The sequence below is a fragment of the Janthinobacterium sp. SUN206 genome (assembly GCF_030587305.1).
Classification (GTDB): domain Bacteria; phylum Pseudomonadota; class Gammaproteobacteria; order Burkholderiales; family Burkholderiaceae_D; genus Janthinobacterium; species Janthinobacterium kumbetense.
The window spans coordinates 1,792,393-1,812,523 of record NZ_JAPWIB010000001.1 but is presented as its reverse complement, the minus strand read 5'-3'; the positions used below and the strand labels follow the sequence as shown (position 1 = coordinate 1,812,523).

Genomic DNA, 20,131 nt, shown 5'->3' with positions numbered 1-20,131 from the left:
GTGAGCATGACAGACGGTTTTTCGTATCACGCGGCGTTCGCCCGCAACCTGGGCTGGGTCACGCAAGCGGAGCAGGACAGCTTGCGCGGCAAGCGCGTGGCCATCGCCGGCATGGGCGGCGTGGGCGGCGTGCACTTGCTGACCCTGGCGCGGCTGGGCATCGGCGCCTTTCACATCGCCGATTTCGACACCTTCGATATCGCCAATTTCAACCGCCAGGCCGGCGCCATGGTGTCCACCCTGGGCCAGCCCAAGGTCGCGGTCTTGGCGCAGATGGCGCGCGATATCAATCCCGAACTTGATATTAAACAATTTCCAGACGGCATACACGACAGCAACCTGGCCGAGTTCTTCGCCGGTGTCGACCTGTATGTGGACGGCCTGGATTTCTTCGCCTTTCCCGCGCGCCAGGCCACCTTCGCCACTTGCGCCCGCCTGGGCATTCCCGCCATCACGGCCGCGCCGCTGGGCATGGGCACGGCCGTGCTCAGCTTCCTGCCGGGCGGCATGACGTTCGAAGAATATTTTGGCTGGGGCGACTTGCCCGAGGAAGAAAAAGCCCTGCGCTTTCTCGTCGGGCTGGCGCCGGCCGGCTTGCATGCTCGCTACCTGGTCGACCCGTCGGCCATCAACCTGAAGGAGCGGCGCGGGCCGTCGACCATCATGGGCTGCCAGCTGTGCGCGGGCGCGGCCGCCACGGAAGCCTTGAAGATCCTGTTGAAGCGGGGCAAGGTGATGGCGGCGCCGCACGGCATGCATTTCGACGCCTACCGCAACAAGCTCGTGCATACCTGGCGTCCTGGCGGCCACCGTCATCCGTTGCAGCGCCTGACGATGGCCATCATCCAGCGGCGCCGCGCTGCACAGGGGGCATAAATGGCGCAAGCACCGCAGATCGATCCCGTGCTGGAAAACATTCTCGAGCAGGCGCGCTGGGCGCCCAGCGGCGACAACACGCAGCCGTGGCGCTTTGAAGTCGTGGCGCCGCGCCATGTCGTCGTGCACGGTTTCGATACGCGCAGCCATTGCGTGTACGACCTCGACGGCCATCCCAGTCAGCTGTCGCTGGGCGCCTTGCTCGAAAGCATGGCTCTGGCGGCCAGCAGCCACGGCTTGCGCATGGAAGCGCGCCGGCGCCTGTCCATGCCCGACACCCTGCCTACCTTCGATGTGCGCCTGGTTGACAGCCCCGGCATGCCGCCCGATCCGCTGGCGGCCTTCTTGCCGCAGCGCAGCGTGCAGCGGCGCCGGCTCAGCACGCGCAGCTTGCGCGCCAGCGAAAAGGCGGCGCTGGCGGCCAGCTTACCGTCCGGCTACGGCGTGCAGTGGTTCGAAGGCAGGCGCGCGCGCCTCGCCTGCGCGCGGCTGATGTTCGACAATGCGAAGCTGCGCCTGACCATGCCGGAAGCGCACAAGGTGCACCGCGACGTGATCGAGTGGGGTGCGCGCTACAGCACCGACCGCATCCCGGAGCAGGCGCTGGGCGTCGACGCGATGACGGCGCGCCTGATGCGCTGGGTCATGCACAGCTGGCGCCGCGTGGAGTTCTTCAATACCTGGCTGGCGGGCACCGTCGCGCCGCGCCTGCAGATGGACTTGCTGCCGGGCCTGTATTGCGCCGCCCATTTCGTGCTGCTGGCTGACGCGTCGCCGCGCCACATCGACGATTACGTGGCGGCCGGGCGCGCCATGCAACGCTTCTGGCTGACGGCCACGCAACTGGGCCTGCAATTGCAGCCGGAACTGACGCCGCTGATCTTCGCCCGCTATGTGCGCGAACGGCGCGCCTTTTCGCGCACCGATGGCCTGCAGGAGCTGGCGCAGGCACTGGCCGTGCGCTGCCAGGCCGTGCTGGGGGCGGCCGCGTTGGATCGGGCCGTGTTTCTCGGGCGCATAGGCGCCGGCCCGGCGGCCAGTGCGCGCTCGCTGCGCCGTCCGCTGCAAGACTTGCTGGTGGCGCCAACGGCGGGCCAGTGAGGCGCGCGTGACGCCCCGTCAGCGCCGCCGCCGGGGCGCCAGGACGGCCAGCGCCAGCAAGCCGGCCGCCAGCAACGGCAAGGTGCCCGGCAGCGCCATTGGCGTGACGCCTGGCACATAGGCCAGTTCGGAACTGTTCAGCATATTCAACACCAGCGTGTAGCTGCCGGCCGCCAGCCTGTCCGTGACGGCGCCGTACTGCCCGCCGCACGCCGTGCCGACGCCCGTGCCCGTGGGGGCGCCGCAGCCGCTGGGATCGTAGGTGAACACGCTGCCGCTGGTGAGCGGCGTTTGCGCGTAGCCCGTGTTGAGGCTGGCCGCATCGGCCAGTTCGGTGCCGCCCAGGATGCCGGAGCCGAGCTTGCCGTCGGGTGCCCAGCTGAAGACGATCTGGCCATGTTCATCGATGATGCTGAACGTCATCGCCATATTCGTCGTGGCCGCCGAGCCCGTGCCGGCCAGCGCGTCCAGGTACAGCTGCATGAAGGGCAGGGCCTGGAAGTCGAAGGCCAGGGTCGCGCCCGGTTGGCCGACGACGAAATTGACGGTCATCGCGGTGCTGGAACCGTTGCGCCCCGAGGCGTCCGCGCTGCCGCCGCCCGCCAGGAAGGTTTCTGCCGCGTTCACGGTATGCGTGCTGGTCGAGCCCGGTGGGAAGGGGGGGATTTGCGAGGCGACGATTTGCGCTTCGCCGCGCGCATACGAAGCATTGCCCATGCCTTGCGGGGTAAAGTCGTTCTCTCCCTTGCTGACGGCGCCGCGTTTCGCCTGCGGCGCGTCGATCTCGTTGCTGCCGCCATTGATGACGCTGCTGCCATTGAGCGTGGCGGTCGTGCGTGACAGGTCGATGTTGCTGAGCAGGGTGACGGAGCCGGAGGGATTGCTGATGACCAGGCCAAAGACGCTGGTGTACGAATAGCCGTAGGCGGCGGCGCCGGCAGTGCCGCTGCTGGCCAGCAATAGCAAGCTCAGCAGGAGCATGGGCAATCGGGTACAAGAAAATGTAGTCATGAAAATCCTCATCTCCTGGTCGGCCGGGTTGTAAGGAAAACCGACAGGCTTGCCACATGAAAAAGGCGAGGAAACTCCCTCGCCTGTGCATCCCCCTGTTGCCTGGTTCAGGCGCTGACCTTGCGGCGGCTGGCATAGCCCAGGCCGGCCAGGCCCAGGCCCAGCAGCGCCAGGGTGCCCGGTTCCGGTGCCTGCTTGACCAGGTCCACGCTCTCCACCGCATTCAAGGTCAAGGTGTAGTTGCCGGCCGCGAGGGCATTGCTGACGGCGTTGAAGTTGCCGCCGCAAGTCGTGCCCACGCCGGTGCCGCCAGGCGTGCCGCAACCGGTGGGGTTATACGTAAACAGGTTGCCGCGCGTCAGGAAGTTGGTCGCCAGGCCGGTGTTCAGGTTGGCCGCATCGGCGTTTTCCGTGCCACCGAAGATGCCGGAGCCGACGACGCCATCGGGCGTCCAGTTGAAGACGGTCGCACCGGTCGAGTTGGTGATGGTAATGGTCATCACCAGGTTGGCCGTCGCGGTGGACAGTTGTCCCACTGTGCTTTGCAGGAAGACTTGCATGAATGGCGAGGAGAAGAAGTCAAAGCTCAGCGTTGCCGTGGGCGAACCGACGACGAAGTTGACGGAGAAGCCCGTGGTCGAGCCGTTGCGGCCGGACGCGTCGGCCGTGCCGGCTGGGCCGGCCAGATGGGCCTCGGCCACGTTCACCGCCTGCGTGGAGGTGGAGCCGGGCGGGAACGAGGGAAACTGCGTGCTGACGATCTGCGCATCGCCGCGCGAGTAGTTGCCCGAGGCGCCTTGTTGCGTGAAATTGTTTTCCCCTTTGGTCACGGCGCCGATGGCGGCGCGGGGCGAGTCGAGCAGGCCGGGGCCGCCATTGATGACGCTGACGCCATTCAGGGTGGCCGTGGCGCGCGAGATCGTGGTGCTGTTCAGGGCGGTGATCGAGCCCGTGGCGGCGACGATCTGCAAGCCGAAGATGTTGTTGTAGGCGTAGCCGTAGGCGCCCGCCTGTGCGCTACCGGCGGCGCACAACATGGTCAGTGCGGCTGCGGCCGGAAGCAGTTTCAGTTTCGAGAGTTTCATTGTATTCACCTCGTGGTTGAGTGAGTCTGGAAGTGTTGCCTGAGTCCTGTCTGCAGGTGCTCATGGCCAGACTTAAGCGACTTCCATGCCAACGCATGAGGTTCTTTTGAAATCAAGGACTTGGCGTGCTTTTGTTGACGTGCTGCAGGTGTTGCCGGACTCTCTGTAAGAAAAGCCGACGCCGCCCGTCAAGGCTGGCCGCCTTGCGGCGAAGACCCCAGCAGGGCGTGCAGATGGGGCAGCAAGCGTTGCCCTGGCACATAGTCGCGCATGGCCGTGGCCAGCTGGCGCGCCGCCAGCCTGGCCCGGCCATCGTCGAGCATGCGCGTGGCGGCATGGCGCAGGGCGGTTTCATGGAAGCGGTCGGCGCGCAGCAGCAGGCCGGCGCCGGTCCCCGCGATGCCGTGCATGTTGAGGAATTGGTCGAGGTTGCTGGCGATGCCGATGACGGGCACGCCTGCCGTCAGCGCCTGCTGGCTGGTGGGGCTGCCGCCGTTGCAGATCACCAGGCTGGCGCGCCGGGCCGCCGCGTCGCCCGGCAAGAAGGGCGCGACGTGGGCATTCGGCGGCACGGCATCGACGCGGCCGGTGCCGGCCGTGGCCGCCAATACGGTGACGGGCAGGGGCGCCAGCGCGTGCAGCACGCGCGGCAGCAATTGCCCCTGGCCGGAACTGCCCAGGGTGACGTAGATGATGGGTCGTCCACTGCTCAGTTCCGGGCGCTGCCACCAGTCCGGCAAGTCGAGCGGCGGCGCCCAGATGATGGGGCCCAGGTAGTCGTGCGTGGACGGCATGGCGTGCGGCGGGAACAGTTGCGGAATATCCGCATACACGGTGCGGTCCGCATCCGTATAGATGCGCCGCAGGTCGCTGCCCAGCGACGGCAGGCCATGGCGGCGGCGCACGCGGTTCAGCGGCACGGCATGCGAGGCGAAGGCCAGCGGCCGGATCAGGCGGAACAGGGGGGCTGCCAGCCAGATGGGCAGCAGGCGGGTCAGGGGCAGGCTGGGCACCGTGTAGTGCTGGCGCACGTACGGACTCCAGTAGGCATTGCTGACGGTGAGGTAGGGAATGCGCTGCAGGCGCGCGCTGACGGACAGCGACAGGCGGAAGTCGCCGATCACGAGATCGGGCTGGACGGTATTGAGCAGGCGCAAGTCGTCTTCCACATATGCGTGCAGGGTGCTTTCCGTGTAGACGGGCTTGCCGTGCGCCAAGGCCTGTAGGAATTGCAGCGATGAAATACTGTCGATGCGCCAGCGGCGAAAGGGCGCCTGCTTGAAGCAAAAGTCATAGCCATCGGCGCAGGCAAAATGCACCTCATATTTGTCCTCGTCGAGTCCCTGGGCCAGGCTCAGGGGGCGGCCGACGTGGGCCAGGGTCACTGCCTCGGCCATAAAGAGGATTTTCTTGCGCGCCATGGGGATTGCTTGCATTCGCAGGTGAGAGACCTGTTAGGTTGGAGTGGCGCCGCGCCGTTTAGTTCCCGCAGCGGCTTGCCACTGGCGGGCGCCAGGATTTGGCCGCATCGGCTAGAGTGGGGCAAAGGAGGTCACATGCAAACCCAATTCCGTCCTGCCCTGTTGCGTGCGCACAGCACGCCCGAACCCGATATGCCGCCACCGCCGGAAGGCGATCCCGTCACGCCGCCGCCGGAAACGCCGCCCCACATCGAGCCCGTGCCCGTCGAGGAGCCGACGCCGCCGCCGCCGCCCGTGAAAATGCAGTGACGGGGCGCGGTGCACCGCCGGCATGGCGGTGACGGGGAGATGCGCGCCGCGTTTATTTCCGATCGGAAATGGACTGCGCGGTGGCCGCCAGCGCCACGCCATTTAAACAACAAAAACGCCAATAAATGTTGCCGAGTGGATACAAATCAAGCTCTAACTGTCGAGTGTCATGCGGCCGTCACGATTCTGTTCTTATAATGAGACATCATAAAAATTCTTGTACAGGAGACCATCGTGGGCAATTCCTTGCATAACAAAATTTACCTGGGCCGGCGCCCTGTGATCACCAGCAAAAACCTCGTGGCGCTGGCCCTGGCGGGCGCCGTGGCGGGTTGCGGCCTGGCATGGCTGCTGCTGCGCAGCTACAAATAACGGTCGTCGCGCCCGTGTTTCCGCCGCCTGGCCGCCTGGCGGGCGGCGGTAGATTCACGTTGCCTGTTGCCGATGCGCAGCGGGGCGCGTACCATGGGGGCCGAACACCTGGCCTTTTATGGAAAAGTAATGAAGAACGAGAAATTAACGACCGATGAATATGACGCGCTGGAGCAAGTTGCACGCGGCATCAAGACCGAGCGCCCCAGCGCTTGCGTTGCCCGCAATGCCAAGCGCCTGTCCGGCCTGAAGCTGCTCAGCTATGCACGCGATGGCCGTTTGTCCATCACCGAGAAAGCACAACAACTGCTGTTCCTGCGCCGCTGCATCATGGGGCTGCGCGCCGTCGCCACCGATCCGCTGACCAAGCTGGACTCGGACGTGGCTTATTTCCTGGGCAAGAAAGCCCACATCGTGGCGCGCGCCGAAGGCGAGGGCCACGACATTTCCGACAAGGGCCGCGACTCGCTGGCCGACATCGATACCCTGGGCCTGTAAGTCCCGCTACCGGCCCCTGGGGCCGGTTTTCACATCTTCCCTCACTTTTAATTTCCCCCTTTGGAGAACACTTTGGACAGCGCGATGAACTGGTCGGCCCACGAACTGACGATGACGGTCTTGATGACGCCCGATATGGCCAACTTTTCCGGTAACGTGCACGGCGGCACCATCCTGAAGTACCTCGACAGCGTTGCCTATGCCTGCGCCAGCCGCTATTCGGGCAGCTACGTGGTCACCCTGTCGGTGGACCAGGTGATGTTCCTGCAGCCTATCCACGTGGGCGAACTGGTGACGTTCCTGGCCTCGATCAATTACACGGGCACGACGTCGATGGAAGTGGGTATCCGCGTGGTGACGGAAAACATCCAGCAGCGCCTGGTGCGCCACGCCAACAGCTGTTATTTCACGATGGTGGCCGTGGATGCGAACCGCAAGCCCGTGGCCGTGCCGCCGCTGGCGCTGGAGACACCGGAACAGCAGGTGCGCTTCGAGCAGGCCAAGCTGCGCAAGCTGTCGCGCCAGAAAGTGTCGAAGAAATAAAGCGTTGCGGGCATAAAAAAACGGCCACCAGAGCGATCTGGTGGCCGTTTTTCATTGCATGCCTAGAGGCAATGGCAAACCGTGATTAACGGTCGCCGTAGCTGCGGCGTGCGCCGTCGGTGCTGCGCGGGTTGGAGCCCTTGTAGCCGCCGCCGGTGCTAGGTGCGCCGTCTTTACGCGGTGCGCCCGGCTTGCTGAACGTGCGTTGGCCTGGCTTCGCGCCGCCACGGTTGTCGCCTGGTTTCCAGCCGCCTGGACGGGCGCTCGAACGTGGTGCCGATGCCGTTTTCTTTGGCTCGAAACCTTCGATGACATTGACCGGGATCAATTGCTTGGTGAAGCGTTCGATGCGCTTGACGTTCATGCCTTCAGCGTGGTTCACCAGCGAGATGGCCAGGCCATTGCGGCCAGCGCGGCCGGTACGGCCGATGCGGTGGACGTAGTCTTCCGGGAACTTCGGCAGATCGTAGTTGAACACGTGGGTGATCGTCGGCACGTCGATACCGCGGGCGGCAACGTCGGTGGCAACCAGCACTTTGACCTGGCCGCGGCGCATGCCGTCCAGGGTGCGGTTACGCGCGCCCTGATGCATGTCGCCGTGCAAGGCGGCAGCCGAGAAACCGGCGATGTTCAGACGGTCGGCGATGGTGTCGGCGTCACGCTTGGTGGCGGTGAACACAACAGCCTGGTCCAAGGTTTCGTCGCGCAGCAGGTGGTCCAGCAGGCGATTCTTGTGCGACAGGTCGTCGACGAAGTGGACGCGCTGCGTGATGTTTTCATGCTTGTTGCTCGAGCTTGCCACCTGGATGACCAGCGGGTTTTTCGTGATGCGGCGGGCCATGTTGCCGACCACGCCATCGAGCGTTGCCGAGAACAGCATGGTTTGACGGCCTTCCGGCGTCGCTTCGACGATCTTTTCGATGTCGTCGATGAAACCCATGTCCAGCATGCGGTCGGCTTCGTCCAGCACCAGGATTTCCAGTTGCGAGAAGTCGATCTTGCCCGAGTCCATGTGGTCGATCAAACGGCCAGGGGTCGCGACCAGAATCTCAGGATTCTTGGCCAGCAATTGCATCTGTTTAGGGTAAGGCATGCCGCCCAGGATCGACACAGCCTTGATGCGGCGGATGCCGGTGCTGTACTTGTCGGTGTTGGTCGTTACTTGCAGGGCCAGTTCGCGCGTCGGCGTCAGCACCAGCATTTTTGGCTGGGCAGCCTTGAAGCGTGGACGCTCGCCGCGGGCGCGCGATGCTTGCATTTCCTGGTTTGGCGTCTTGCCGGCGGCGCTTTGTTCGGCGCTGGCCAGTTTGTGCAGCGACGGCAGCATGAATGCTGCGGTCTTGCCCGAACCGGTCTGCGACGAGACCAGCAGGTCACGGCCTTCGATCGCGGCTGGAATCGCTTGCGACTGTACCGCGGTTGGCGCGGTGTAGCCCGATTCGGTCAGAGCGGCGAGGATGGACGGATGCAGGCCTAAGGATTCAAATGTCATTCTTTTTCTTTCGTGAAAATCAGCGTTCTTGCAAAAAGCAGAACGCAAAATAGCAACGCCAACCAAAACGAAATGACTCAACTAGAAAGAAATTTCGGCACAAAAGCTTTGCGCCGGGACGGTGTCAGGTGCGACACACAAGGCGGGAGGGCTTTATTAAGCGGCATCCTGTGGATGCGCTAAGGCTTGCGAAGCTGCTAAGTTTGTAGTGCATGTAACTGCGGTGTTGCCATCGCTTCAAGGAAACATATTGCAGCGCACAACGACACTATACCGTATTTGCTGCCGTTTTGCACGGCTTAAATGGGAAGAAACGACAGTCCTACCACGTTTTGCTCATGTTTCCTATGTGAAATCAGTAAGAATACGTAGTTTTCTTCCGTTTAATGGAGCATGGCCACGATGTCGGCGGGCAGCGGCGGCGCCTGTCGCGTTTCCCTGGCCAGGTTGATTTGCCGGGCCGCTTGCGCCACGTCGACCAGGCTGCGTTCCAGCTGGTAAGTCCCCTTGGCCTGCAGCCAAGCCAGCACGTCGGCCAGGTGCCAGATGGTGGCGCTGCCCTCATGCACGGGCGCGGGGAAGCTGTGGCGGTGTTTGTTCATCAGCTTGTGCAGGTTTTGGCGAGACAAGCCCAGCACTTGCGCCACGTCCGTCAGTCCCACGAAGTCGGGGGCGGCCTCGGCCAGCACGGCCCCGGGCACGATGGCTTTCACATCGGCCATGGCGCTCAGCAGTGCTTCGCTGGCATTGCTGGCCTCGCGCGTGAATTCCAGCGCCAGGCGGCCCGCTTGCCCGATGCCGGCCAGGGCATCGTCGCAACCGCCGCCGCCCAGGCGCTCGGCCAGCGCATCGAGGTCGGTTTCGTTGTCGGGCAGGCGGTATTTGAGAGTAAAGATGTAATCCATGATGGCTACCCCCTGGATTTGCGTTGCATGCAGTCGTGTATCAGCTTATTGAAAGTGCAATTGTCGACCACCCGCCGTATCGCCTGCGCATGGTTGCCGGGATTTTTCGGCGTGCTCCAGATGCAGGCGATGCAGAATTCGCCGCAGCGGCAGCTGGCATCGTTGTAGGGGCAGTAGATCTTGCCCCAGGCATGGCTGCCACCCACCTCCACGCGCCAGCCCTGGTTTTCCGCGTGGCGCAGCGCCGCTTCGATGTCCTTCTTCGGGTGCGGGGAGCGCGCCATGCGATGCCTCCAATGTAGGTCGATATTCTATGGTTGTCAAGTGACAACCGCAGAGTATCGGCTGCCACCGCATTACTCTACTTCGGGATTGACTGCCATCACTTGCGAAAAGCCGCCATCGACGTAGGTAATTTCACCCGTGATGCCCGACGCCAAGTCGGACAGCAGGAAGGCGGCCGTGTTGCCGACTTCCTCGATGGTGACGTTGCGTCGCAGCGGGGCGTGTTCGGCCACAAAGCCCAGCAGCTTGCTGAAATCCTTGATGCCGGACGCGGCCAGGGTCTTGATGGGGCCGGCCGAGATGCCGTTGGCGCGGATGCCGCGCGGGCCCAGCGATTCGGCCAGGTAGCGCACGGACGCTTCCAGCGATGCCTTGGCCAGGCCCATGGTGTTGTAGTAGGGCACGGCGCGCACGGCGCCCAGGTAGGTCAGGGTCAATACGCAGGCGCCCGGATGCAGCAGGGGCAGGGCGGCCTTGGCCATGGCGGGAAAGCTGTAGGCGGAAATATCGTGCGCGATGCGGAAACTGTCGCGCGACAGGCCGTCGAGGAAGTCGCCGGCGATCGCTTCGCGCGGCGCGAAACCGATGGCGTGCACGAGGCCATCGAGGTGTTCCCAGTGCTGCGCCAGGTCGCTGAAGACGGCGCTGATCTGTTCATCGCTGGACACGTCGCAGTCGAAGACCAGTTCGCTGCCGAATTCCGCCGCAAATTCCGTGATGCGCTCCTTGAAGCGTTCGCCCACATAGGTGAAGGCGAGGGTGGCGCCTTCGCGGTGGCAAGCCTTGGCGATGCCATAGGCGATGGAGCGGTTCGACAGCAAGCCCGTGATGAGGATTTTTTTGCCTTGCAAGAAAGCCATGACGACTCCTGTCTGGGTAGGTGGGCGGGTAAGGCGGATGTGCAACCGGCCGCGACAGCAAAGCTGTGGCGGCCGGTGAGGTAGGTCAATACAGCTCAGGCAATCAGTGACGGGCCTTGGCGCGACTGTTGCCGCCGCCGCGCTGGATGCGTGGTTTCACCAGGGAAATTGGCGCGGCTTGCACCTTGCCTCCCTTGGCGGCGCGGCGCAGTGCCTTGGCGGCCCGTTCCGGACGGTCCGCTTCCAGCAGCATGGTGGCGCTGTCGGCGATTTCCTGGGTGATGTCCTTGTTCATCGTGGCCGAGGTTTTCGGCACGAGGATGGTGGAGCCGGCGCGCAGGCTGGTGCGCTGTGGGATATTGTTGGCCTGGCGCAGCACGTCGGCCGTGGTGCCGAATTTCGACGCCAGGGTTTCGATGCGTTCGCGCGCATTGGTGATCTTGTGCGTCGTCCAGCTCGACAAGGCATGGCCCCATTGCGCCAGGTTGGTGGTGAACTTGGCGGCGTTTTCTTGTGGCAACAGAATCTTGGTCTTTTCGCCGCCGATGATGACGGGGCGGTTAAATTGCGGATTCAAGGCCTTGAATTCATCCATCGACAGTTCGGCCAGCTGGGCGGCGACGGTGATGTCGATGTCGCTGGTCTTGTCGATGGCCGTGAAGTAGGGCTGGTTGTCGACCACGGGCAGGGTCAGGCCGAACTGGGCCGGATTGGCGATGATGTTTTTCACCGCTTGCAGCTTGGGCACGTAGTTGCGCGTTTCGGCCGGCATCAGGTCGGCCAGGCTTTCGAAGTCGGTTGGCTTGCCCAGCGCCTGGTTTTTCTTGATGGCGCGCTGTACCGAGCCTTCGCCCCAGTTGTAGGCGGCCAGGGCCAGTTGCCAGTCGCCAAACATGTCATACAGGCGCTGCAGGTACGTCAGGGCCGCATCGGTCGAGGCCAGCACGCCGCGGCGCTCGTCCTTGAACATGTTTTGCTTGAGGTTGAAATCGCGTCCCGTGGCGGGCACGAATTGCCACATGCCGGCCGCATTGGCGCTGGAGAACGCTTGCGGGTTGAAGGCGGACTCGATGAACGGCAGCAAGGCCAGTTCCGTCGGCATGCCGCGCTTTTCCAGTTCCTGCACCACGTGGAAGATGTAGCGCGAAGCGCGCGCCGTGGTGCGGGCGATGTAGTCGGGGCGGGTGGCGTACCAGTTGACGTGATTGGCCACCAGCTGGTTATTGATGTCGGGAATCGCATAGCCGCTGCGGATGCGGCCCCAGACGTCGGCTTCGCGCAGCGGATCGGAATTGTCGCTGAGGTTTTTCAGCAGGCGGTCGGTCTTTTGCAGGCGGTTGTCGAGGGTGGGGAGTTTCGCCGTGACCTGGGCGGTCATCGGGATCAGGGCAGGTGCGGCGGCGGCGACTGGCGCGTTATCGCTCTCAACACCGGCTTCGTACGCCTGGCTGAGGGCGGGCGCAAGCGCCAGTGCCAACGCCGCCAGGACGGTAGATTTAAAGGAGTTTTCGTGCATAGTGTTCCATTGTTGTCGTCGGAGAAACATCGGACAGACCCATGATCAAGCAGCGAGTGTACGTATATCCACATGCAGGAGTCAAGAATTATGTCAGCATGATGACAGGAAATAAGCGGCAATAAGTGGGATACGGCTGAGTTTCCATTCGCAAATGCTGTCATTATTGCAAATTTAATTTGCCCAATGCGTGATTCGGCCGCTGTTATAGCATACATGGCGAAGAGGCTGGCGCAAGCTTGGACAGCGCCGGGCATGAGGCTGCGCAAAAGTGCGTACAATTTGGCTTTGGCCGGCCATTCGGCTGCCGGCCGCCATATTGATAGAGAGTTAAGTATATGAACACCCCGACGCGCCACGACGACGACAACGCCGTCATCATCGCCAATACCGTTGCCTGGCTGGAAAAGGCCGTGATCGGCCTGAACCTGTGCCCGTTCGCCAAGGCCGTGCACGTCAAGAAGCAGATCCGCTACGTGGTGTGCGAATCGAGCAATCCGGAAGATTTGCTGGCGCTGCTGATGGACGAGCTGCAAATCCTGGCCGACACGGATCCCGAGCAGATCGACACGACCTTGCTGATCCATCCATATACCCTGAACGATTTCCTCGACTACAACGAGTTCCTCGATGTGGCCGACGCGGCCGTGGAAGACATGCACCTGGCGGGCGAACTGCAAGTGGCCAGTTTTCACCCTGCCTATCAGTTTGCCGAGACGTTCGAGGACGACATCAGCAACTACACCAACCGTTCGCCGTACCCGACCCTGCATTTGCTGCGCGAAGACAGCATCGAGCGCGCCGTCGAGGCATTCCCGGAAGCATCGGAAATTTTCGACAAGAATATTGCCACACTGGAAGCGCTGGGCACTGAAGGCTGGGAAAAGCTCGGCTTGCCGAAGGTATCCTGATGGCGGACAAGGAATTGCCGCCGCGTCCCGATACGCCCTGCGTGGCCGTGTGCTCGACAACGTTCGATGAAATCTGCCGCGGCTGCGGCCGCAGCGTGGTGGAAGTGGCCCACTGGGTGTCGATGACGGATGAAGAGAAGGAAGTGGTGTGGGTGCGCATCCTGGCGCAAGGGTATCCGCGCAGGAATACATGACGTGTTTGTGTTGCCGAACCCAGCGGCAAATGCTGGGGTCAGACCCGACGGGTCTGACCCCATATTTCAGCGCTAGCGATCAATAACTACCAATAAAATCTTTTTTGCCCACTTCGATGCCATTGTGGCGCAGGATGTCGTACGCCGTCGTGGCGTGGAAGAAGAAGTGCGGCAGCGCGTAGTGGAACAGGTAGGTCTGGCCCGTGAAGTGCTTGGTCTTTTCGCCGCTGCCGGTGGTGATGGCGCGCGTTTCGCTGCCGTCGATGTCCGCCTGCGGCAGGCTTTCCAGGAAGGCGATGGTTTTCACGATGCGCGCTTTCAGCTCAGCAAAGCTCTGTTCGCTGTCTTCATACGGTGGCACGGCCACGCCGGCCAGGCGCGCGCCGCAGCCCTTGGCGAAGTCGGTGGCGATCTGGATCTGGCGCACGAACGGCAGCATGTCCGGGAACAGGCGGAATTGCAGCAGGGCGTTCGGGTCGATTTTCTTGTCTTGCGCGTGCGTTTCCGCCTTGTCCAGGATGGCGGCCAGGCTGCCCAGGATCTGTTTGAAGACGGGGATCGAAGCGGAGTAGATGGAGAAGGTCATGATGGTTCCTCTAGGTAAAGTGGCGCGATGATAGCAAGCTGCGCGCTTTTCTGCTGGCGCCGGCCTGGCGCGCCGGCATGCGTGTGGTTTTTCAACCCTGTTTATATGACATCAGGTAGCCGCCGGCGCGTGTTTGTTGGTGACTTTTCCCGCTTTTTGCATGCATAATTGCTCCTGATAAAGATTCGTCCCGCCTCGCCACCCGATTCCCCTGTAAAGTCAATGATCGCCCGCCTGATCCCTGTTGCCCTGTTGCCGCATGTTTAATTCACCTTCTCAGCGCCTGCGCGCCAGCCTGCGCGTGCTGTATGGCTCGTCGATCTATGGCGCCTTGCTGCTGGTGGTCTTTGGCGGGCTGGTCGTGCCCGCCATCTTCGGCAGCTATGTGCTGGTCGGCGTGCATGAGCGCCAGTCGGCGCGCACCAGCCTGAACGAGGCATTGCAGCGCAATGCCGACATCCTGGCGCTGGGCATGCAGGAGTCGCTGTGGAACATGAATGCGGAATCGGCCCACTCGCTGGTCGAGTCGGTGATGCGCGACCGCTCCGTGCTGCTGGTGAAGGTGCTGGGGCAAGGCGACACGGAATTCATCCGCCTGCGGGCGCCGCAGCGCCCCGTGGGCAATCTGTACCGCGCCGAGCGCGACATCCTCGTGCGCGGCGAACGCATCGGCCACGTCGTCGTCGAAATGGACGATGCGCGCAGCCAGCAGGAGCTGCGCGAAAAGCAGATCTCCTATATTTTCGTGCTGGGCGCACAGCTGGCCGTGTCGATGGCGCTGATCGTGCTGTTCCTGAACCGCCGCCTGTTGAAACCCCTGCGCCGCCTGACGCGCTTTTCCGACCGCCTGTCGCACGGCGATTTCGACACGCCGCTGGCTTCGCACAGCAATGACGAACTGGGGCGCCTGACGGCCCAGCTCGAGCAAATGCGCGCGGCCATCGGCCAGCTGTTCGAGGACGTGGGCCAGCGCGAAGAGCGCTTCCGCACCATCGTCACGCAGGTGCCGGGCGCCGTCTTCCGCTACCGGCCCGACGGCCCCATCGATTTCGTCAGCGACGCCATCGAGGAAATTTCCGGCTATTCGGCGCGCCAGTTCATGCGCGGCACCACGCATGCCTGGGCCGACCTGATCTGCCCGGAAGACCGCCGCGAGCACCGCCGCGCCGTGCGCCAGGCGGTGGCCGAGGTGCGGCCGTATGCGCTGGAATACCGCATCATCGACGCTTTCGGCATCGAACGCTGGGTGGCCGAGAATGGCCAGCCGCAGGCGGGCGAGCAGGGCGTTATCTGGGTCGACGGCATCATTGCCGACATCAGCCAGCGCAAGCACCACGAGATGCGCATCGAAGCGCTGCTGACGGAGCAGAGCGCGATTCTCGACAACGTGATGTTCGGCGTGATGTTCGTGCGCCACCGCCGTATCATTTCCGTCAATCGCCGCTGCGAGGAGCTGTTCGGCTACGACCATGCCGAGATGACGGGCCGTTCGACGTCCATCGTGTTTGCGAGCGCGTATGACTTCGAGGACGCGGGCGAGCGCCAGTATCCGGCGCTGGCCCAGGGCGGCGATTTCAGCGAGGAGCGCCAGTACAAGCGGCGCGACGGCAGCCTGTTCTGGGCGCTGGTCAGCGGCTGCGCGCTCGATCCGCTGCGCCCCAATGAAGGCAGCATCTGGGTGTATGCCGACATCACGGCGCGCAAGGAAGCCGAGGAAAAGCTGCGCCTGTCGGCCACCGTGCTCGAACATATTGCCGACGGCGTGATGGTGGTCGATGCCAGCGGCATCATCGTCACCGTCAATCCCGCCTTCACGCAGATCACCGGCTATGCCGAGGCCGAGGCGGTGGGCCAGCACTCGTCGCTGACACGCTCGGCGCGCCACGACGCGGCGTTTTACCAGGCCATGTGGGATGAGCTGAAGGCCAGCGGTTTCTGGCGCGGCGAAATCTGGCACCAGCGCAAGAACGGCGAACTGTACCTGGAGTGGCTGACCATCAGCGCCGTGCGCGACACGCACGCCACCACCACGCATTACGTGGGCGTGTTCAGCGACATCACCCTGATCAAGGAGTCGCAGGAAAAGCTCGACCACATGGCCCACCACGACCCGCTGACGGCGCTGCCGAACCGCCTGCTGTTCCACGACCGCCTGCAGCACGCCTTGCTGCGCGCCGCGCGCGACCAGGAGCAGCTGGCCGTGCTGTTCATCGACCTGGACCGCTTCAAGAACGTCAATGACACCCTGGGCCACCATGTGGGCGACGAATTGCTGCAAAAGGTGGCCGGCCAGCTGGCGGCCCGCCTGCGCGAAGGCGACACCCTGGCGCGCCTGGGCGGCGATGAATTCATCGTCCTGCTCGAACGCGTCGACGGCGAGTACGGTGCGACGCAAGTGGCGGAAAAGTTGATGACCATGTTCGACCAGCCCTTCACGGTGGCCGACCATGAACTGTTCGTCACCTGCAGCGTGGGCATCAGCCTGTATCCGGACGATGCGCTGGACTTGAACATGTTGATCCGCAATGCCGACGTGGCCATGTACCAGGCCAAGGCGCGCGGGCGCAACGGCTACCGCTTCTATGCGCCGTCGATGACGGGCGAAGGCGTCGAGCGCCTGCGCCTGGAAACCTTTTTGCGTCGTTCGATCGAGAAAAACGAGATGTTTCTGAATTACCAGCCGCAGGTGGAAATCGACACGGGCCGCCTGGTCGGCGTCGAGGCGCTGGTACGCTGGAACCATCCGGAACTGGGCCTGGTGCCGCCGGCCCGCTTCATTCCGCTGGCCGAGGACAGCGGTTTCATCAACCAGCTGGGCAAATGGGTGCTCGACGAGGCGTGCCGCCAGATGATGCGCTGGCAGGCGCAGGGCTTGCACGTGCCGAAGATGGCCGTGAATCTGTCCGTAAAACAGTTCGAGCGGGGCAGCATCGCCGGCATGGTGGCCGACATCCTGACGGAAACGGGCCTGGAGCCGCAGCGCCTGCAGCTGGAAGTGACGGAATCGGTGATCATGAACACGGGCGACGCGCTGGGCTTCATCAACGATTTGCACGCCATCGGCGTGGGCCTGGCCATCGACGATTTCGGCACCGGCTATTCCTCGCTCGCGTATCTGAAGCAGTTGCCCGTGCAGACGCTGAAGATCGACCGCTCCTTCATCAAGGATATCTCGACGGACGTCAACGACGAGGCGATCGCGATCGCCATCATCCAGCTGGGCAAGAGCATGCAATTGTCCGTGATTGCCGAAGGCGTGGAGACGGAAGAGCAGGCCGCCTTCCTGCTGCGCCATGGCTGCAAGCTGGCGCAAGGTTATTTTTATAGCCGTCCGGTGCTGGCACAGGATATGCTGGAGCGCTGGACCGATCCGCTGGATCAACCACTAACCAATTAAAGGGTATCCCATGGCCGGAGAAAAAAACACGTCGCGCCGCCGTTTCCTGCTCGGCGGTCTGGGTCTCGGCGTGGCCGGCGTGGGCGCCCTGGTGCTGGGCTGGGGCGTGCTGCCGCCGCGCCAGCGCCTGCATGGCAGCGCGCCGCTGCCGCTGCAGGATGGCGCCGTGGCGCTGAACGGCTGGCTGGCCATCGGCACGGACGGCACGGTGACCCTGGCCATGCCGCGCAGCGAGATGGGGCAGGGCGTGCACACGGCCTTGCCGATGCTGGTGGCCGAGGAACTCGACGTGCCTTTGAGCAGCGTCAAGCTGATCCAGGCGCCCATGGACAAGATCTTCGGTAATGTCGCCATGCTCAAGGATAGCCTGCCGTTCCACCCGGACGACCAGGGCCGCCTGAAGGCGCTGGCGCAGTGGACGGTGGCCAAGGCGGCGCGTGAGCTGGGCGTGGTCGTCACGGGCGGCTCGTCGAGCGTGAAGGATGGCTGGGGCCCCATGCGCGAAGCGGGTGCGTCGGCGCGCGCCATGCTGGTAGGCGCCGCCGCCGCGCTGTGGCAAGTGTCGCCCGGGCAATGCCGCACGGAAGATGGCGCAGTGCTCCACCCGGATGGGCGGCGCGCCAGCTACGCCAGCCTGGCGCAGCGCGCTGCCGGCGTCGACCCGGGCACGCCCGTGCTCAAATCCCCCAAGGATTTCAAATTGATCGGCCAGCCGGCGCCGCGCCGCGACACGCCGTCCAAAGTCAATGGCAGCGCGCGTTTCGGCATCGATGCGCGTCCGCCCGGCATGCTGTATGCGGCCCTGCATCTGCCGCCGCGCCTGGGCGACACCCTGGCCGCGTTCGACGCGGCGCCCATACTCGCCATGCCGGGCGTGAAAAAGGTGCTGGACCTGACGCCGCACCTGCCACAGCGCGGCACGTCGGTCACCTCGTGCGCCGCCGTGGTGGCCGACACCTGGTGGCGCGCGAAACAGGCGGCCGCCGCCTTGCCGACGCAGTGGAAGGCTGGTCCGCAGGCGAACCTGTCCAGCGCCGGCGTGTATGCGGAGTTTGCCCGCCTGTTGGATAGCGAGGCGGGCCATGCGTACCACGCCAGCGGCGAGGTGGAAAGCAAGGCCGTGCAGGGTTTGCGCAGCGTCAAGGCCGAGTACCGCGCGCCATTTCTCGCGCACGCCGCCATGGAACCCGTCAACTGTACCGCGCAAGTCAAGGATGGCAAGGTGATGTTGTGGGTGTCGACGCAGGCGCCCGGCATCGCCGTCGACGTGGCGGCGAAGGTGGCCGGCGTCGATGCGAAGGATGTGACGATCGAGGTGCTGCTGCTCGGCGGCGGTTTCGGCCGCCGCCTGGAAGTGGATATGGTGGCCCAGGCCGTCGCCATCGCGCTGCAGTGCGGCGGCGCGCCCGTGCAGCTGGTGTGGACGCGCGAACAGGATACGCAGCACGATATGTACCGTCCCGCCGCGCTGGCCCGCTTCGCGGCCCGCCTCGACGAACACGGCCGCATCGCGTCCTGGGACAACAAATCCGTCAGCGCTTCCATCACGCACCAGTTCTTGCAGCGCAATTTCGGCTTGCCCGGTGCGGGGCCGGACAAGACGACGGCCGAAGGCGAATTCGACATGCCGTATGAAATCGCCAACCAGCGCATCGCCCACGTGATCGCCGACAGTGCCGTGCCGGTAGGCTATTGGCGCTCCGTGGGGCATTCGCACAATGCATTCTTCAAGGAAAGCTTTATCGACGAACTGGCGCATGCGGCGGGGCAGGACGGCGTCGCCTTCCGCCGCGCCATGCTGGTGAAGCATCCGCGCCACCTGGCCGTGCTCGATGCGGCCGTTGCCAGGGCGGGCAGTCCTCCGCCCGGCCATGCGCATGGCGTGGCCCTGCATCAGTCGTTCGGCAGCATCGTGGCGCAAGTGGCGCAAGTGTCCGTGGAAAACGGAGAAATTCGCGTGCAGCGCGTGGTGTGCGCCATCGATTGCGGCATTGCCGTCAATCCGAACATCATTGCCCAGCAGATGGAGTCTGCCGTGCTGTTCGGCTTGTCCGCAGCGCTGGGCGGCGAGATCACGTTCCAGGAAGGCAAAGTGGCGCAAAGCAACTTCCACGATTATCCCGTGCTGCGCATGGGGCAAACGCCCGAGGTGGAAACCATCATCATTGCCAGCGCGGAACACCCCGAAGGCGTGGGCGAGCCGGGCACGCCGCCGATCGCGCCGGCCGTGGCCAATGCCGTGTTCAGCTTGACGGGAAAACGGCTGCGCAGCCTGCCGCTGCGCCTGGGCTGATCTTACTGATCGAGTGTCGCGGCCAGCATGTGGCGCAAGTTGCAGTCGCGCTGCCAGTCGCGCCGTTCCTGCGTGCTGGTCGACAGCCGCGCCAGTTCCTCGACGCCGAGCGCCTGCTGCGCCTGCACCATGCGGTGCGCCAGGCCGCCGTCGGGCAGCACGGTGCCGAAGAAGGCCACGTTGTCGTCGTGCTGGATCAGCAGGGTGGGGAAGTTGTCGATGTCGAGGTCGCCCACCACGTCGGCCTGGTCTTCGATGTCGACCCAGACGAAGACGGTGTCCGGGTGGCGCGCGGCCAGTTCCTCGAACGTGGCGCGGTAGCTGCCGCAAGTGCCGCACCACAGCGCGCACAGGCAGGCCACCGTCCAGCGCGGGCCGGCCAGGGCTGCCGCGACGTCGGCGCGGTTATCGGTCGTGAGGGTCAGGCTGTGCATGGTCGTATCTATTCAGTAGGGCGATGGGCGCCGGGCGCCCGA

20 protein-coding genes are annotated in these 20,131 nt (G+C 64.0%); 10 read left to right on the top strand and 10 right to left on the bottom strand.

The genetic code is table 11. From position 1 onward, the window contains the following. The first annotated feature begins 6 nt into the window (after window positions 1-6). Entirely contained in the window at window positions 7-876 is an 870-nt protein-coding gene (locus O3300_RS08140; protein WP_099667246.1) for a ThiF family adenylyltransferase, read from the top strand. Continuing rightward, on the top strand, window positions 877-1,977 hold the full coding sequence (locus tag O3300_RS08135; RefSeq protein ID WP_305052657.1) for a nitroreductase family protein: 1,101 nt from the start codon (window positions 877-879) through the stop codon (window positions 1,975-1,977). It begins immediately after the preceding gene. Window positions 1,978-1,995: 18 nt separating this feature from the next. Here the strand turns inward: O3300_RS08135 and O3300_RS08130 are convergent, their stop codons facing one another. The 3 genes from O3300_RS08130 to O3300_RS08120 all read right to left on the bottom strand — a co-directional run bounded on the left by O3300_RS08130 (window position 1,996) and on the right by O3300_RS08120 (window position 5,494). Next, a complete protein-coding gene (locus O3300_RS08130) occupies window positions 1,996-2,988 on the bottom strand; it encodes an EDSAP-1 family PEP-CTERM protein (protein WP_305052656.1) in 993 nt (330 codons plus the stop codon). A gap of 107 nt (window positions 2,989-3,095) precedes the next feature. After that, entirely contained in the window at window positions 3,096-4,073 is a 978-nt protein-coding gene (locus O3300_RS08125; RefSeq protein ID WP_305052655.1) for an EDSAP-1 family PEP-CTERM protein, read from the bottom strand. A 188-nt stretch (window positions 4,074-4,261) separates the two neighbouring features. Continuing rightward, the gene (locus O3300_RS08120; RefSeq protein WP_305052654.1) at window positions 4,262-5,494 is read right to left on the bottom strand and encodes a glycosyltransferase; all 1,233 of its coding nucleotides are present in this window, start codon (window positions 5,492-5,494) and stop codon (window positions 4,262-4,264) included. 135 nt (window positions 5,495-5,629) lie between these two features. On the opposite strand from O3300_RS08120, the gene O3300_RS08115 reads away from it, so the two are divergent. From O3300_RS08115 to O3300_RS08100, 4 genes are all read left to right on the top strand, one after another. Next, on the top strand, window positions 5,630-5,803 hold the full coding sequence (locus O3300_RS08115; protein ID WP_162835752.1) for a hypothetical protein: 174 nt from the start codon (window positions 5,630-5,632) through the stop codon (window positions 5,801-5,803). 246 nt (window positions 5,804-6,049) lie between these two features. After that, on the top strand, window positions 6,050-6,175 hold the full coding sequence (locus O3300_RS08110; RefSeq protein WP_257218939.1) for a hypothetical protein: 126 nt from the start codon (window positions 6,050-6,052) through the stop codon (window positions 6,173-6,175). Between the two features lie 129 nt (window positions 6,176-6,304). Then, on the top strand, window positions 6,305-6,673 hold the full coding sequence (locus O3300_RS08105; RefSeq protein ID WP_099667251.1) for a hypothetical protein: 369 nt from the start codon (window positions 6,305-6,307) through the stop codon (window positions 6,671-6,673). A gap of 84 nt (window positions 6,674-6,757) precedes the next feature. Next, entirely contained in the window at window positions 6,758-7,216 is a 459-nt protein-coding gene (locus tag O3300_RS08100) for an acyl-CoA thioesterase (RefSeq protein ID WP_071326331.1), read from the top strand. Between the two features lie 85 nt (window positions 7,217-7,301). Here the strand turns inward: O3300_RS08100 and O3300_RS08095 are convergent, their stop codons facing one another. The 5 genes from O3300_RS08095 to O3300_RS08075 form a co-directional block, all read right to left on the bottom strand. Continuing rightward, window positions 7,302-8,708 carry a DEAD/DEAH box helicase gene (locus O3300_RS08095; protein ID WP_071322891.1) on the bottom strand — a complete coding sequence of 469 codons (1,407 nt, stop codon included), beginning with the start codon at window positions 8,706-8,708 and terminating at the stop codon, window positions 7,302-7,304. Between the two features lie 383 nt (window positions 8,709-9,091). After that, complete coding sequence (locus O3300_RS08090; protein WP_289910732.1) at window positions 9,092-9,613, bottom strand: AlpA family transcriptional regulator; 522 nt, start codon at window positions 9,611-9,613, stop codon at window positions 9,092-9,094. Window positions 9,614-9,618: 5 nt separating this feature from the next. Then, complete coding sequence (locus tag O3300_RS08085; RefSeq protein ID WP_251351586.1) at window positions 9,619-9,897, bottom strand: hypothetical protein; 279 nt, start codon at window positions 9,895-9,897, stop codon at window positions 9,619-9,621. A gap of 72 nt (window positions 9,898-9,969) precedes the next feature. Then, on the bottom strand, window positions 9,970-10,758 hold the full coding sequence (fabI, locus tag O3300_RS08080) for an enoyl-ACP reductase FabI (protein ID WP_099667252.1): 789 nt from the start codon (window positions 10,756-10,758) through the stop codon (window positions 9,970-9,972). Window positions 10,759-10,861: 103 nt separating this feature from the next. Continuing rightward, window positions 10,862-12,274: a transglycosylase SLT domain-containing protein gene (locus tag O3300_RS08075; protein WP_034779271.1), complete on the bottom strand. Its 1,413-nt coding sequence runs from the start codon at window positions 12,272-12,274 to the stop codon at window positions 10,862-10,864. Between the two features lie 338 nt (window positions 12,275-12,612). Here O3300_RS08075 and O3300_RS08070 point away from each other — a divergent pair, with 338 nt between their 5' ends. Continuing rightward, on the top strand, window positions 12,613-13,185 hold the full coding sequence (locus tag O3300_RS08070; RefSeq protein WP_099667253.1) for a DUF1415 domain-containing protein: 573 nt from the start codon (window positions 12,613-12,615) through the stop codon (window positions 13,183-13,185). Continuing rightward, window positions 13,185-13,379, top strand: coding sequence for a DUF1289 domain-containing protein (locus O3300_RS08065; protein WP_034779267.1), 195 nt, complete (start codon window positions 13,185-13,187; stop codon window positions 13,377-13,379). The genes O3300_RS08070 and O3300_RS08065 overlap by 1 nt, the downstream gene beginning before the upstream one ends. A 79-nt stretch (window positions 13,380-13,458) precedes the next feature. Here the strand turns inward: O3300_RS08065 and O3300_RS08060 are convergent, their stop codons facing one another. Next, window positions 13,459-13,965, bottom strand: coding sequence for a DUF1993 family protein (locus O3300_RS08060; RefSeq protein WP_034779265.1), 507 nt, complete (start codon window positions 13,963-13,965; stop codon window positions 13,459-13,461). Window positions 13,966-14,224: 259 nt separating this feature from the next. Here O3300_RS08060 and O3300_RS08055 point away from each other — a divergent pair, with 259 nt between their 5' ends. Together O3300_RS08055 and O3300_RS08050 are read left to right on the top strand one after the other, a co-directional pair. Then, a complete protein-coding gene (locus O3300_RS08055; protein ID WP_251351584.1) occupies window positions 14,225-17,362 on the top strand; it encodes an EAL domain-containing protein in 3,138 nt (1,045 codons plus the stop codon). Window positions 17,363-17,372: 10 nt separating this feature from the next. Continuing rightward, on the top strand, window positions 17,373-19,655 hold the full coding sequence (locus O3300_RS08050) for a xanthine dehydrogenase family protein molybdopterin-binding subunit (protein ID WP_305052653.1): 2,283 nt from the start codon (window positions 17,373-17,375) through the stop codon (window positions 19,653-19,655). A gap of 2 nt (window positions 19,656-19,657) precedes the next feature. Here the strand turns inward: O3300_RS08050 and O3300_RS08045 are convergent, their stop codons facing one another. Beyond that, entirely contained in the window at window positions 19,658-20,089 is a 432-nt protein-coding gene (locus O3300_RS08045; RefSeq protein WP_305052652.1) for a thioredoxin family protein, read from the bottom strand. Window positions 20,090-20,131: the final 42 nt, after the last annotated feature.

What these genes read in the sequence shown, in the direction of transcription:
- O3300_RS08140 (WP_099667246.1), top strand. Translation starts at nt 7, where the DNA reads ATGACAGACGGTTTTTCGTATCACGCGGCGTTCGCCCGCAACCTGGGC.
- O3300_RS08135 (WP_305052657.1), top strand. Translation starts at nt 877, where the DNA reads ATGGCGCAAGCACCGCAGATCGATCCCGTGCTGGAAAACATTCTCGAG.
- O3300_RS08130 (WP_305052656.1), bottom strand. Translation starts at nt 2,988, where the DNA reads ATGACTACATTTTCTTGTACCCGATTGCCCATGCTCCTGCTGAGCTTG.
- O3300_RS08125 (WP_305052655.1), bottom strand. Translation starts at nt 4,073, where the DNA reads ATGAAACTCTCGAAACTGAAACTGCTTCCGGCCGCAGCCGCACTGACC.
- O3300_RS08120 (WP_305052654.1), bottom strand. Translation starts at nt 5,494, where the DNA reads ATGGCGCGCAAGAAAATCCTCTTTATGGCCGAGGCAGTGACCCTGGCC.
- O3300_RS08115 (WP_162835752.1), top strand. Translation starts at nt 5,630, where the DNA reads ATGCAAACCCAATTCCGTCCTGCCCTGTTGCGTGCGCACAGCACGCCC.
- O3300_RS08105 (WP_099667251.1), top strand. Translation starts at nt 6,305, where the DNA reads ATGAAGAACGAGAAATTAACGACCGATGAATATGACGCGCTGGAGCAA.
- O3300_RS08100 (WP_071326331.1), top strand. Translation starts at nt 6,758, where the DNA reads ATGAACTGGTCGGCCCACGAACTGACGATGACGGTCTTGATGACGCCC.
- O3300_RS08095 (WP_071322891.1), bottom strand. Translation starts at nt 8,708, where the DNA reads ATGACATTTGAATCCTTAGGCCTGCATCCGTCCATCCTCGCCGCTCTG.
- O3300_RS08090 (WP_289910732.1), bottom strand. Translation starts at nt 9,613, where the DNA reads ATGGATTACATCTTTACTCTCAAATACCGCCTGCCCGACAACGAAACC.
- O3300_RS08085 (WP_251351586.1), bottom strand. Translation starts at nt 9,897, where the DNA reads ATGGCGCGCTCCCCGCACCCGAAGAAGGACATCGAAGCGGCGCTGCGC.
- fabI (WP_099667252.1), bottom strand. Translation starts at nt 10,758, where the DNA reads ATGGCTTTCTTGCAAGGCAAAAAAATCCTCATCACGGGCTTGCTGTCG.
- O3300_RS08075 (WP_034779271.1), bottom strand. Translation starts at nt 12,274, where the DNA reads ATGCACGAAAACTCCTTTAAATCTACCGTCCTGGCGGCGTTGGCACTG.
- O3300_RS08070 (WP_099667253.1), top strand. Translation starts at nt 12,613, where the DNA reads ATGAACACCCCGACGCGCCACGACGACGACAACGCCGTCATCATCGCC.
- O3300_RS08065 (WP_034779267.1), top strand. Translation starts at nt 13,185, where the DNA reads ATGGCGGACAAGGAATTGCCGCCGCGTCCCGATACGCCCTGCGTGGCC.
- O3300_RS08060 (WP_034779265.1), bottom strand. Translation starts at nt 13,965, where the DNA reads ATGACCTTCTCCATCTACTCCGCTTCGATCCCCGTCTTCAAACAGATC.
- O3300_RS08055 (WP_251351584.1), top strand. Translation starts at nt 14,225, where the DNA reads ATGTTTAATTCACCTTCTCAGCGCCTGCGCGCCAGCCTGCGCGTGCTG.
- O3300_RS08050 (WP_305052653.1), top strand. Translation starts at nt 17,373, where the DNA reads ATGGCCGGAGAAAAAAACACGTCGCGCCGCCGTTTCCTGCTCGGCGGT.
- O3300_RS08045 (WP_305052652.1), bottom strand. Translation starts at nt 20,089, where the DNA reads ATGCACAGCCTGACCCTCACGACCGATAACCGCGCCGACGTCGCGGCA.